Source organism: Massilia sp. IC2-278 (assembly GCF_020708045.1).
Taxonomy (GTDB): Bacteria; Pseudomonadota; Gammaproteobacteria; order Burkholderiales; family Burkholderiaceae_D; genus Telluria.
The window spans coordinates 21739-35117 of sequence record NZ_JAJFES010000012.1 but is presented as its reverse complement, the minus strand read 5'-3'; the positions used below and the strand labels follow the sequence as shown (position 1 = coordinate 35117).

The 13379-nt window shown below is 65.7% G+C and carries 11 protein-coding genes; 2 read left to right on the top strand and 9 right to left on the bottom strand.

Annotated elements, in window-relative coordinates; translation table 11 throughout:
• Positions 1–124: 124 nt before the first annotated feature.
• The 9 genes from LK540_RS19045 to LK540_RS19005 all read right to left on the bottom strand — a co-directional run bounded on the left by LK540_RS19045 (position 125) and on the right by LK540_RS19005 (position 8147).
• Positions 125–1450 carry a glycosyltransferase gene (locus LK540_RS19045; protein ID WP_229438890.1) on the bottom strand — a complete coding sequence of 442 codons (1326 nt, stop codon included), beginning with the start codon at positions 1448–1450 and terminating at the stop codon, positions 125–127.
• Positions 1450–2517 carry an SDR family oxidoreductase gene (locus LK540_RS19040; protein ID WP_229438889.1) on the bottom strand — a complete coding sequence of 356 codons (1068 nt, stop codon included), beginning with the start codon at positions 2515–2517 and terminating at the stop codon, positions 1450–1452. Before LK540_RS19040 ends, LK540_RS19045 begins: the two co-directional genes overlap by 1 nt.
• A gap of 91 nt (positions 2518–2608) precedes the next feature.
• Positions 2609–2944: a DUF805 domain-containing protein gene (locus LK540_RS19035; RefSeq protein WP_229438888.1), complete on the bottom strand. Its 336-nt coding sequence runs from the start codon at positions 2942–2944 to the stop codon at positions 2609–2611.
• Positions 2945–3035: 91 nt separating this feature from the next.
• Positions 3036–3422, bottom strand: a complete 387-nt coding sequence (locus LK540_RS19030; protein WP_229438887.1) for a VOC family protein — start codon at positions 3420–3422, stop codon at positions 3036–3038.
• A 31-nt stretch (positions 3423–3453) separates the two neighbouring features.
• Positions 3454–3990: a pyridoxamine 5'-phosphate oxidase family protein gene (locus tag LK540_RS19025; RefSeq protein WP_229438886.1), complete on the bottom strand. Its 537-nt coding sequence runs from the start codon at positions 3988–3990 to the stop codon at positions 3454–3456.
• A 121-nt stretch (positions 3991–4111) separates the two neighbouring features.
• Positions 4112–4561: a hypothetical protein gene (locus tag LK540_RS19020; protein ID WP_229438885.1), complete on the bottom strand. Its 450-nt coding sequence runs from the start codon at positions 4559–4561 to the stop codon at positions 4112–4114.
• A 121-nt stretch (positions 4562–4682) separates the two neighbouring features.
• A complete protein-coding gene (locus tag LK540_RS19015) occupies positions 4683–5093 on the bottom strand; it encodes a GFA family protein (protein WP_229438884.1) in 411 nt (136 codons plus the stop codon).
• Positions 5094–5390: 297 nt separating this feature from the next.
• A complete protein-coding gene (locus LK540_RS19010) occupies positions 5391–5858 on the bottom strand; it encodes a DUF1854 domain-containing protein (RefSeq protein ID WP_229438883.1) in 468 nt (155 codons plus the stop codon).
• A gap of 3 nt (positions 5859–5861) precedes the next feature.
• The gene (locus LK540_RS19005; protein ID WP_229438882.1) at positions 5862–8147 is read right to left on the bottom strand and encodes an ABC transporter ATP-binding protein; all 2286 of its coding nucleotides are present in this window, start codon (positions 8145–8147) and stop codon (positions 5862–5864) included.
• A gap of 286 nt (positions 8148–8433) precedes the next feature.
• Between LK540_RS19005 and cphA (LK540_RS19000) the strand changes: the two genes are divergently transcribed.
• Positions 8434–10608, top strand: a complete 2175-nt coding sequence (cphA, locus tag LK540_RS19000) for a cyanophycin synthetase (RefSeq protein WP_229438881.1) — start codon at positions 8434–8436, stop codon at positions 10606–10608.
• 82 nt (positions 10609–10690) lie between these two features.
• Complete coding sequence (cphA, locus tag LK540_RS18995; RefSeq protein ID WP_229438880.1) at positions 10691–13264, top strand: cyanophycin synthetase; 2574 nt, start codon at positions 10691–10693, stop codon at positions 13262–13264.
• Positions 13265–13379 lie beyond the last annotated feature (115 nt).

Below are 13379 nucleotides of genomic sequence, written 5' to 3'. Positions count from 1 at the left end.
GGCTCGATGTGGATAAACATCCGAGTGTGGCAGTTGTAGGGTGGGCACCTGTGCCCACGCGGTACGGCGCTTGCATATGGCACGGCATGCAACGAACCGGTATGCCGGCGTTACGGATTCCGGGTCAAGGCCGCGTCGATGCATCCGGTGAGACAGCGTGGACACAGGTGTCCACCCTACGGACCACCTCTTCCATTCCGGCGTCGCCTTTGAAGTTGGCCGCCACTGCCCGGCACCTGGCCGGCAAGCCCTCGTCATCGAGCAGCCCTTCCAGGCACCGCAACAAGCGCCCCTGCGTCAAGCGCGTGGCCGGCAAACTTCGCCCCACGCCCAGCGCCGCGACCCGCGCGCCATTGTCGAACTGGTCGTGCGCCAGCGGCACCACCAGTTGCGGCGTGCCGGCATGCAGCGCTTCGGCCGTGGTCCCGATCCCGCCGTGGTGCACCAGCACCGCCACGTGCGGCAGCAAGGCGCGCAGCGGCACGTACTCCTGCCACAGCACATGGCGCGGCAGCTCGGCGGGCAACTGGTCGCGGTGCGGCGTGAGGAACACCGCCCGCTCGCCCAGCAGCCGCGACGCCTCGGCCGCGTGCTCGAAGTAGGAACGCGCCTGGCGGTTGCCGGTCCCCGGCGTGAATACCAGCGTGCGCCCGCCCTGCCCCAGGAACTGGCGCAGCTCGGCGGACAGCTCCGCATGCGGATTCGGGTCGTACAGCGGGAAGCTGGTACGCAGCATCGGTTGCGGCCAGTCCGGCTGGGTCGGCGCGAACCATTCCGGGAACAATCCGATCGACCAATCCGGAATCGCAAAGATGTGGTCCATCAGCGACCCGGCCGGCGCCAGCCCGGCCGCCCGCCGCTTCGCATTCACGTCCGGCATGGCGACCGGGTCGACCAGGTGCTTCACCGCCGTGCGCCACAGCCAGCGGCGCACCCCGTGCGGCACCCAGCGCGGCACGCGGTACGGTCCCAGCAGCAGCGGGTCGTACACGGTGGGGATGTTGGAGGGCGCCAGGAAGATCGCGGCAATGCGCAGGCTTGGCCGCGCGGCGCGGCACAGGTCGGCTTCGGGCAACGCCAGCGGATGGACCACCATCATGCACGGTTCCTCCTGCGGCAGCGCCGCCATGAAGGCCGGGACCAGGGCCATCGCCGGCCGGGTCGCTTCCCACACCACGCCGAAGCCGCGCGTCGGATGCCACAAGTCGGGATGATCGAGTACCGCCTCATCGGCCGGCAAGCCGTGGAAAGGCAGGCCGGCCTCGCGTACATATGGCCCATGCTGCTCCGGCCCGAGGAAGCTGACCCGGCGCCCGGCCGCATGCAGGGCCAGGCCCAGCTTCAGGAAGGGAAACAGGTCGCCGGCCGAGCCGATCGTCACCAGGACGACATGGCCGGCGTCGACGGGAGTGCGGGCGACGTCCACGTCGTGCGCTCCCGTGCCCGCCATTACGGAATCAGCCGCTCGGCGCGCAGGCGCGCGAACAGGTCGAAGAACGAACTGTCGGTGGCCTGGTAGGCACTGAAGCCGAGGCGGCGGCTGTTGGCCATGTCGGTCATGACTTCCAGCGGACGGCCGAGGTCGAGGTCGGTGTGCCAGGCCGAGGCCAGGCGCTCCAGGTCCGCTTCCGCCAGGTCGTACTTGGCGGCGATCTGGCGCCAGGTGTCGGCGTCGTTCGCCATCGCGGCTTCCAGTGGCTGGATCGTGCCATTGAAACCGGCCGCTTCCACGCCGAACCACTCGGCCAGCTTCGGCCACAGCCAGCTCCAGCGGAACACGTCGCCATTCACGATGTTGAAGGCTTCGTTCTTGGCCGCATCGGTATCGGCGGCCCAGGCCAGCTGCTTCGCCAGCATGCGCGCGTCGGTCACGTCCGACAAGCCCTTCCACTGCGCTTCCGAACCCGGGAACTGGAACGGGCGGCCGGTTTCCTTGCAGATGGTGGCGTACACGGCGAGCGTGGTGCCCAGGTTCATGGCGTTGCCGACGGCCAGGCCGATGATGGTATGCGGGCGGTGGATGCTCCAGGTGAAACGGTCGCGCGCGGCGGCGGCATAGACTTCGTCTTCCTGGGCGTAATAGAAATTTTCCAGCGGCAGGCGCGGCTGGCTTTCGCGCAGCGGCGTGTCGGGCAAGGTACCCGAGCTGGCATAGGCCTCGAAGGGGCCGAGGTAATGCTTCAGGCCGGTGACCAGGGCCACGTGGCGCAGGCTTTTTTGCGGCGACAGCGCGTCGAGCAGATTGCGCACCAGGGCGGCGTTGACGCGGATGTTCTCGGCTTCGGTGTCCTGGCGCATCCAGGTAGTGATGAAGACGTGGGTCGGCGCGACATCTGCCAGGGCAGTGCCCAGCGCGGCCGGATCGAGCAGGTCCGCCGCGACGTGGCGCACGCCCGGCAAATCCTTCGGTGCGCGGCGCGACAGGCCGACCACATCCCAGCCGTTCGCAAGCAGTTCGCGCGCGAGGTGGTTGCCGCCAATGCCGGTGACGCCGGCGATTAATGCTGTCCGTTTCATCTTTTCCCTTTCTCTGCCAAGTAAAGCCTATTCTACTTGGGCAGGAAAAAAGACGTCGGCGCCGCCCGAACGCGGCGCCGCGGACAAGCACTTAGACCGTTGCCGGCAGGCCCTGGCTGTAACGGTTAGGACGGCCTTCCTGCACCAGGAATACGATCAAGATGATCCAGCCGATGACTGGAACGAACCAGATCAGCTGCCACCAGCCGCTGCGGTCGGTATCGTGCAGGCGGCGGCAAGCTGCGGCAAGCGACGGCAGGATGGTAGCCAGGGTGAACAGGGCGCCCAGCGTTTCGCTGATGACGTTCGCTGCCGCACCGGCGAGGAAAAGAAACAGCATGAACCACCAGTATTCGGAGCGCGAGGCGGTGCCCTCGAAGGTGGCGTACTTGTTGAAGCAGGTGGAAATCGATTCGGTGAACGTCATGCCGGCTCTTTCAGATTAACGAGTGCTACGCGTTGATATAAAAACCACGCTTGTAGTATGTCACGCGGACAAGAATTGCGCTACAACAAGCTCAGCCGGTTTTCCGGGCATAGCTGGCCGTCAGCATTTCCCACTGGTGGCCTTCCGGCTCGTTCCAGTAGATGCCGCGCCCGCCATAGCTGGTGTCGACCTGGCGGTCCACCGGCCCGCGTACGCTGCTGCGCCAGGGGATGCCGGCTGCCTCGATGCGCTGCAGGATGGCATCGAACTCAAGGTCGCTCACGCGGAAGCAGAAGTGCTCGACCGGGAACGGGCCGTCGGTCCCGATGAAATCCAGCGTCAGGCCGCGGTTGATGTGCACCGGCGAGAATACGCCGAACTGCTCGGCTTCCCAGGGGACGTCGAGCAGTTCGGCAAGCAGGCGCGCCGCCGCATGGCGGTCGCGCGCGGAAACGATGAAATGGTCGAGCTCGATCATGTTTCCTCCCTGCCCTGCAGAGCGGTGCTTCTTACGGCAGCAGTCGCCCTTCGATCGAATCGTCGAGCGTCTTGCCGATGGCGGCGCCTACCAGCATCTTGGCGCCGGCCACGGCCTGGCCGTGCTTGTTGTCCCAGTAATAGCCTGCGCGCGGCGTCACCCCGATGACGGTGATGCGCGGGTCGTCTTCGCCCTCGGTGAACCAGGTCTTCAGCGTGAAGTCCCAGAGTTCCTTGATCTTCGCCTTGTCCTGTGAGATCGTCGCGACGCCGTCGAGTTCCAGGAAACCGGCATGCTTGTCGGCCTGGAAGTAGAGTTTGACGTTCGGGTCGGCCTTCAGTTCGGCGTTCTTGTGGCTGTCGATGGCGCTCATGAACCACAGGGTGCCGTCGTCGTCGGCCTGCAGCACGCTCATCGGACGCACGCCGCGGCTGTCGCCCAGGCTGCCGTGCGTGGTGAAGAAACAGGTCTTGGCGTCGTCGGCCATTTCCTTGATGCGGGCGCGGGCTTCCTCTCCGGCGAGGTCGCGGCGGTTCTCTTCGGGTTGCTGCTTGTTGATCGAATCCATGGGTTCTCCTTCGTTGGTAACGATGGGTCACCTTAGCTCGTCAAGGCGCGTCCGTATGTGCCCTGCTTCACGCGGGCGGTCGCATGGGGCTGTGCTTCGCGGTCAAGCAGGCACACATCCGTCAATCGGATGCCGTCGCAAACTTTCTCAAGCCATCCGGTCCAATGAAATGGATCCCGGCCTCGTTACAGGCGCCGAGGCGGACGATGGGTCGGCCGTGTTTCGTGCGCGAGCTGTCACGGCTGAACACGCCAGTCACGAGCACATCGCTCTGGTTCAGCGCCTTGTTCTTGCCGTCGTCGGCATAGAGGTTCAGGAGCGCGATGCAGTGGCGCCAGACCCTGTTCTCGTAATCGGCCTGGGAGGCCCAGATGCCATAGAATTCCCGTTGAATCGTCGCCCATCCCTTGATTGTTACGGTTTTTCCATCATAGTCGAACGGTGCCGCGAGAACTTCCTTGACGCCAACCCAGGTATCGCCTGGCGGATCGCGTGGCTCGGCAGCGGCCGGCACCATCATCGCGGCAAGAAGGGAAAGGGAGGACAAGGTCAGTCTGGTTTTTTTTGTCATTGCGCCGCCCTGGCCTTGTTCGTGGTGATGCGGTGTAGTTTGTAATACACCATTCCATTAAGTCAAATATCAGGCAGGCCCAGGTGTGTCCATATACAGTGCGGAAACGCCTGCGGCGTCGCTAGCCGCCCTGCCCTTCGCTGCGGGTGCGCGGATATTCCGGAAGGCCGTCGTGCAGCCGCATCCAGGGCAGGCGCTCGTTCACGAAGGTGTGGTCGCCGAGGGCGATGGCGGCCGGGTCGGCGAGGGTGGCCGTGGAAATGTCGAGCTCGTCGGGGTAGCGGTCGTCCTGGTAGGTCAGCGTGGTGCCGCAGGTCGAGCAGAAGCTGCGCAGGACGTGGTCGCTGGAGCGGAAGGTGGTAGCGTTGCCTTGCGAGAAGCGGAAATGGTCCATGGCGGCGCTGACCCAGGCCACCGCGGGTGCACCGGTCATGCGCCGGCAATCGCTGCAGTGGCACAGGGTGCTATTGAAGGTGTCGCCGTCGATGACGTAGCGTACTGCACCGCAAAAACATCCGCCCTGCAGGCTCATGGTGGTCTCCGGTGGGAAGGTCGTGAGTTGCAGGATAAGACAGGCGGCGGTGGGGTTCAAGCGGTGTTCGTTGACGTGGCCGGGTGAGACGTTTCGAGCGATGTGTTGGCGTTATCGGCAAACGGTTGCGCACGTAACCGCGTGGGCACGGGGTGCCCACCGTACGAGCGTGTAAATAAATCGCCATGGCTGCGTTGCATCGTCTCGCCGCACCCTCGTACTGTCTTCGACGATGCGCCTTGCCCTGACGCGCTCCGGCACCTACGCGGAACGCTGCACAGTGTTGGCGCTACAACCTTACAGGAAGCGATCCAGGATCTTCCTGCTTCCCTTGTCGATCCTGAACATGTCCCGCACCAGGAAATTGATCCCGTGGCTGTCCGCAATCAGCAGCGAGGCCTCGCCCACGCGCCGGATATCCTCGTCCACCTTCAGCACGAACTCGGTCTCGCCGCGGTCGGTCTTCACATACCAGGTGCAAGGCGTGGCGAAACTCGACACGCTGCGGATGGTTTCGATCTCGGGAATGAATTCGCGCCCCTCGAGTTCCTCGGTAATCAGGGCGCGGATCGCTTCCGGCTGCTCGGCCAGGTCGTCGATCCAGGCCACTTCCTTGCCGCCGTCGCGCACCAGCGAAATGCCGCGCGTCGGCGCCTGGATCGGGAAGGCGCGCACCGGGATCACGCCGACGAAATCCTCGCCCTCGGCGCTCGTGAAAACCAGTTTGCCGAACGCGTCGCGGCGCAGTTGAATGGGATTGCTCATGCTTTAGTCGTCCTTGTTGGCGTCGTCCATGTCCTGGTCGACATTGCGCGCCTGCGCTTCATACAGCCGGTGGTAGGCGCCTTCGCGCGCCATCAATTCGTCGTGACTGCCCTCTTCCACCACCACGCCGCGGTCGAGCACGACCAGGCGGTCGGCGCGGTGCAGCGTCGACAGGCGGTGGGCAATCGCAATCGTGGTGCGGCCCTGCACCAGGTTGTCGAGCGCCTTCTGGATTTCCTTTTCGGTTTCCGAGTCCACCGACGAGGTTGCTTCGTCGAGGATCAGGATCGGCGGGTCGATCAGCAGCGCGCGCGCAATCGAGATGCGCTGGCGCTCGCCGCCCGACAGGCCCTGGCCGCGCTCGCCCACCATCGAATCGTAGCCCTGCGGCAGGCGCAGGATGAATTCGTGGGCGTGGGCAGCACGCGCGGCGGCGATGATTTCCTCGCGCGTCGCATGCGGCTTGCCGTAGGCGATGTTCTCGGCAATCGTGCCAAAGAACAGGAAGGGTTCCTGCAGCACCAGGCCGATATTGCGGCGGTAGTCGGCCACGGCAAACGAGCGGATATCCACGCCGTCGAGCAGGATCGCGCCTTCGGCCACGTCGTAGAAGCGGCAGATCAGGTTGACCAGCGTGCTCTTGCCCGAGCCGCTGTGCCCGACCAGGCCGACCATTTCGCCGGCCTTGATGTTCAGTGAAATGCCGCGGTTCACGGCGCGGTTGCCGTAGCGGAAGCCGACTTCGCGCAGCTCGATATTCCCCTGCACTTCGGGCACCTTGACAGGCGTCACCGGGTCCGGCACGCTCGACACGTGGTCGAGGATGTCGAAGATGCGCTTGGCGGCCGACGCCGATTTTTGCGTCACCGACACGATGCGGCTCATCGAATCGAGCTTCACGTAGAAGCGGCCGCTATAAGCGATGAAGGCGGTCAGCGTGCCGACCGTGATGTCGCCTTGCGACACCTGCCAAATGCCGAAGATCCAGATCACCAGCAAACCCAGTTCGGTCAGCAGCGACACCGTTGGCGAGAACAGCGACCACACGCGGTTCAGCTTGTCGTTGACGGCCAGGTTGTGCTTGTTGGCTTCGCGGAAGCGCAGCGCTTCGCGCTTTTCCTGGGCAAAGGCTTTCACCACGCGGATGCCGGGAATCGTATCGGCCAGCACGTTGGTGACTTCGCCCCAAACGCGGTCGATCTTCTCGAAGCCGGTGCGCAGCCGGTCGCGCACGACGTGGATCATCCAGGCGATAAAGGGCAGCGGCACCAGGGTCACCAGCGCCAGCCAGGGATTCATGCTGAACAGGATCACGCCGGTCATGATGATGAGCAGCACGTCCGACAGGAAGTCGAGCAGGTGCAGCGACAGGAAGACACTGATCCGGTCCGAGCCGCTGCCGATGCGGCTCATCAAATCGCCGGTGCGCTTGCCGCCGAAGTATTCGAGCGACAGGCGCAGCAGGTGTTCATACGTAGTGGAACGCAGATCGGCGCTGATGCGCTCGGAGGCGAGCGCCAGCACATAGGTCTTGCCCCAGCCCAGCGCCCAGGCCAGCATCGACGCGCCGAACAGGCCACCCATGTACAGCCAGACGAGCGAGTTGTCGATGGTCTGGCCGTTCTGGTAAGGAATCAGCACATTGTCCATCAGCGGCTTGGTCAGATACGGCGGAATCATGTGCGCCGCCGTCGAGCCCAGCATCAGCAGGAAACCCATCAGCAGCTGCACCTTGTAGGGCCGGGCGAAACGCCACAGGCGGAACAGGGTCCAGGTGGATGGCGGCGTGTGCAGCACCTTGGTGCAGATCGGGCAATCTTCCTGGTCCGGCTCGAGCGGCGCCTTGCAGCTCGGGCAGGTGTGGGTCTCGGGCGGCTGCACGGCCACGCCCGTAAGTACGCTCTTCAGCTGGTCCGTAAACGCATCGACCACGCGGATGGCATGCAGGTTCTGGCCCAGGGTGAAGCGCCAGGACGCCAGGCGGCCCTGTTCATCCACCAGTTCCAGGTGGCCGACGCCGGCATGGTCGTGGTGCTGGAGGGCCAGGCCGGGGCGGTAGGCCCAGTCGCGCCAGGCGGTTTCCCCCGGGGCCAGGCTCAGCAAACGGCGGTTCGTGACGACCAGGATGCCCTTCACGAAACGTAATTTCGCATCGAGGTCAACCTCCACGCTACTTAAAACGTTTTCCCCTGGTGCAAGCTGTTTCCGAACATCACCCTGCCAGGCATCGGGCAGGAAACTGGCGGGTGCCGCCAGCGAAGTCGGAATAGCAGGTTGTTGAGTTGTCATTGTGTGATGCAGCCTTGGTCAGGCAAGTTCTGAATAAGGGGGTAACGCGGTGACCGGCTCAGCGGTTTACGTAGAACGTGGAAATATTCTTCGCTGGCGGTGTGATTACCGTAGCACGGCCCTCGGGAAACCGGTGCCGGATAGGAAATAAGGCCGCGAGTATATAACACGGCGCACCACAGCATCTCGCGCAGCATGGCGATTCGGTGCGGTAGCGCACAGGCAGAAAAACATAGGCAACGCCATCATGGTAGTCGTGCAGACACCGGCGGCAAGACATCGATACATGACGAAAAAGAACGACATCAAGTTTCTCCGTGTGACCCATTTGCGCGGCCCGAACATCTGGACCTACCGTCCCGTGCTCGAGGCCTGGCTCGACATCGGCGAGCTGGAGGACTTCCCCTCGAACTTGCTACCCGGGTTCACCGAACGCCTGACCGCCTGGTTGCCGGGCCTGATCGAACACCGCTGCGGCGTCGGCGAGCGCGGCGGCTTTATCGAGCGCCTGCATAGCGGCACCTGGGCCGGCCACATCCTCGAGCACGTCGTGCTGGAGTTGCAGAACATGGCCGGCATGAAGACCGGCTTCGGCAAGACCCGCTCCACCGGCGAGCACGGCGTGTATAAAATGGGCTTCCGCACGCGCGATGCCGTGGTCGGCCGCGCCGCCCTGGAAGCCGGCCACCGCCTGCTGATGGCGGCCATCAACGACGAAGCCTTCGACATGGCCGGCACCGTCACCCGCCTGACCGACCTGGTCGACCGCTATTGCCTGGGCCCGTCCACCGCCAACATCGTCGACGCCGCCACCGACCGCCGCATCCCCTCGATCCGCCTGACCGAAGGCAACCTGGTGCAACTCGGCCACGGCGCTGCCCAGCGCCGCATCTGGACCGCCGAAACCGACCGCACCAGCGCCATCGGCGAAAGCATCGCCAGCGACAAGGACCTGACCAAGAGCCTGCTCGCCTCGTGCGGCGTGCCGGTGCCGGAAGGCGCCCTGGTGCGCAGCGCGGCCGCCGCCTGGGAAGAAGCCCAGGACATCGGCCTGCCGGTGGTGGTGAAACCCGTCGACGGCAACCATGGCCGCGGCGTGACCCTGAACCTGATGACGGAGGCCGACGTGCACGCCGCCTACGCCATCGCCTCGGAAGAAGGCGATAGCACGGCGGTGCTGGTCGAGCGCTTCATCCCCGGCAACGAGCACCGCCTGCTGGTGGTCGGCAAGAAGGTCGTGGCCGCCGCACGCGGCGAAGCGCTGTGGGTCACGGGCGACGGCAAGTCCACGGTCGCCCAACTCTGCGACAGCCAGATCAACATCGACCCGCGCCGCGGCGACAGCGAGGAATTCCCGCTCGGCCGCATCGACACCAAGGACCCGGTGATCCTGCTCGATTTGCAGCGCCAGAGCCTGACGCCGGACGCGGTCCCGCAGGACGGCCAGCGCGTGCTGATCCAGCCGAACGGCAACGTTGCCGACGACGTGACTGGCATCGTGCATCCGGACGTGGCCCACGCCGCCGCCCTGGCTGCGCGCGTGGTCGGCCTCGACATCGCGGGCATCGACCTGGTCTGCGAAGACATCTCCAAGCCACTGGCCGAACAGCGCGGCGCCATCATCGAAGTCAATGCCAGCCCCGGCCTGCTGGCTCACATCAAGCCGGCCAGCGGCGAACCGCGCAATGTGGGCGCAGCCATCGTCGAGCACCTGTTCGCGGCTGAAGAATCGGGCCGCATCCCGATCGTCGGCGTCACCGGCACCCTGGGCAGCAGCCTGATCGCCAAATTGCTGGGCTGCCTGCTGAACGCGGCCGGCAAGCATGCCGGCGTGGCGAACGGCGAAGGCCTCTACCTCGACGGCCGCCAGGTACAGAAAGGCGATTGCACCGGCTTTGCCGCCGGCGAGCGCCTGCTCATCAACCGCAACATGGAAGCGGCCGTGTTCGAATCGAACGCGCGCAGCATCCTGCTGGAAGGCCTGCCCTACGACCGCTGCTCGGTGGGCGTGGTGACCGACATGGGCAAGCTCGACGACGTGCGCGACCTGCACATCAACGACGATGAAGCGTTGGCCAACGTGGTGCGCAGCCAGGTCGACGTGATCCTGTCCAGCGGCGCCGCCGTGCTGAACGCGGCCGATCCGGAAGTAGTGAAGCTGGCCGAGCTGTCCGATGGCCGCGTGATCTTCTACGCGATGGACGAGCACAACCCGGCCATCGTGGCGCACCGCGCTGCCGGCGAACGCGCCGTGTTCGCGCGCGACAACCGCATCATGCTGGCCGATGGCGCCAACGAGACCGCCCTGCTCGACCTCGCCAAGATCAAGCCGGCCACCGTCAAGCATCCGGCCAGCGTGCTGGCCGCGACGGCTGCCGCCTGGGCGCTGGGCCTGCAGCACGACCTGATCTGCGGCGGCCTGCGCGCCTTCGACGCCACGCCGAAGAAAACGATTTATTGAAGAAGAGCGGCCCGGTTCGCTGAACCTGGCAGCCGCCCGCCGCGCATGACAGGCGCGGCCCACACTTAAGGATTACAGTTTTATGGAAGTATCTCGCGTACGGGCCCTGCGTGGCCCCAATCTCTGGAGCCACCACACCTCGGTCGAGGCGATCGTCGCCTGCACGCCGGAAGAAGAATCGATCGGCACCCTGCCCGGCTTCGAGACGCGCCTGCGTTCCCTCTTCCCCCAGCTCGGCCAGCTGCAGCCGCTCGGCCACGACGACACCATCCCGCTGGCCCACGTGCTCGAAGTGGTCACGCTCGACCTGCAGGCGCAAGCCGGCTGCCCGGTCACCTTCAGCCGCACCACCGCCACGCTGGAAAGCGGCATCTACCAGGTGGTGGTCGAATACAGCGAAGAAGACGTCGGCCGCCTGGCGCTCACGCTGGCGGAAAACCTGATCGCGGCCGCGCGCCATGACGCGCCTTTCGATCTGCAGGACGCCCTCACCCAACTGCGCGACCTCGACGAAGACGTGCGCCTCGGCCCGTCCACCGGTTCGATCGTGCAGGCCGCCGTGGCCCGCAACATTCCCTTCCGCCGCCTGACCGAAGGCAGCCTGGTGATGTTCGGCTGGGGCAGCAAGCAGCGCCGCATCCAGGCCGCCGAAATCGACGCCACCGGCGCGATTGCCGAGACCATCGCCCAGGACAAGGAACTGACCAAGAAGCTGCTCGACGCCGCCGGCGTGCCGGTGCCGCATGGCCGCACCGTGACGGACCCGGACGACGCCTGGGCCGCGGCCCAGGAGATCGGCCTGCCGGTCGTGGTCAAGCCGAAGGACGGCAACCAGGGCAAGGGCGTGACGGTCAACATCACGACCAAGGAACAGATCACCGCCGGCTTCCACGCCGCCAGCGAATTCCGCGACGACATCATGGTCGAGCGCTACCTGCCGGGCCACGACTACCGCCTGCTGGTCATCGGCGACAAGCTGGTGGCCGCTGCACGGCGCGAACCGCCGAACGTGACCGGCGACGGCGTGCACACCGTGCGCCAGCTGGTCGACATTGTCAACCGCGACCCGCGCCGCGGCAACGGCCACTCGACTTCGCTGACCAAGATCCGCTTCGACGACATCGCCCTGGCCAGCCTGGCCACGCAAGGCATGGACGCCGACTCGGTGCCCCCCAAGGGCAAGCGCGTCATCCTGCGCAACAACGCGAACCTGTCGACCGGCGGCACCGCCACCGACGTCACCGACGACGTGCATCCGGAAGTCGCGGCGCGCGCGATTGCCGCCGCCCACATGGTCGGCCTCGACATCTGCGGCGTCGACCTGGTGTGCGACAGCGTGTTGAAACCGATCGAAGACCAGAACGGCGGCGTGGTCGAAGTGAACGCCGCGCCGGGCCTGCGCATGCACCTGGCGCCCTCGTTCGGCAAGCCGCGCGCCATCGGCGAAGCCATCGTCGACATGCTGTATGAAGACGGCGACGACGGCCGCATCCCGGTGGTCGCCGTTACCGGCACCAACGGCAAGACCACCACCGTGCGCCTGATCGCGCACCTGCTCACCGCCTCCGGCCTGCGCACCGGCATGACGAATACCGACGGCGTCTACATCGAAGGCCGCCGCATCGACAGCGGCGACTGCAGCGGCCCGCGCAGTGCGCGCAACGTGCTGTTGCACCCGGACGTCGACGCCGCCGTGTTCGAGACCGCGCGCGGCGGCCTGCTGCGCGAAGGCCTGGCCTTCGACCGCTGCCAGGTGGCGGTGGTGACGAATATCGGCGCCGGCGACCACCTCGGCCTGAACTACATCACCACGCTGGAAGACCTGGCGGTCCTGAAGCGCGTGATCGTGCAGAACGTGATGGAAGGTGGCATGGCCGTGCTGAACGCCGCCGACCCGACCGTGGCCGACATGGCCAATTTCACCCGCGGCGACGTCACCTTCTTTGCCCAGGACGGCAATCTGCCGCTGATGGCCATGCACCGCGCCCAGGGCCGCCGCGCCGTGTTCGTGGAAGACGGCCACCTGGTCTGCGCGCAGGGCAAGTTCGAGCACCGCATTCCGCTGGCGGACGTGCCGATCACCCGTGGCGGCGTGATCGGCTTCCAGGTCGAGAACGTGATGGCCTCGGTGGCCGCGGCCTGGGGCGTCGGCATCGACTGGGACAAGATCGCGCTCGGCCTGCGCACCTTTGTCGGCGAGAGCGACAATGCGCCGGGGCGTTTCAATGTGTTCGACTATCGCGGCGCGACGCTGATCGCGGACTATGGCCACAATCCGGACGCGATCGCGGCGCTGGTGTCGGCTGTCGAGAACATGCCGGCCAAGCGCCGTTCGGTGGTGATCAGCGGCGCGGGCGACCGCCGCGACCAGGACATCACCCAGCAGACCGAGATCCTTGGCGCTGCGTTCGACGACGTGCTGCTGTATGAAGACCAGTGCCAGCGCGGACGGGCCGATGGCGAAGTCGTGGCGCTGCTGCGCCAGGGCTTGCAGGGTGCGTCGCGCACCTCGCATGTGGAAGAGATCTACGGCGAGTTCGTGGCGATCGACCGTGCCCTGGAGCGCTTGTCGGATGGGGACCTGTGCCTGATCCTGATCGACCAGGTCGACGAAGCGCTGGCGCACATCGCCAAGCGTGTTGCTGAGGCTCGCTGATTCACATCGGCTGCTAATGCCGTAGGGTGGACGGCTTCGCCGTCCACGCGTTCAACCGGCGGGTGCGCATCCACGCGGTATCTTGCGCCGTTTGATTCAACACGGCAAAATCGAA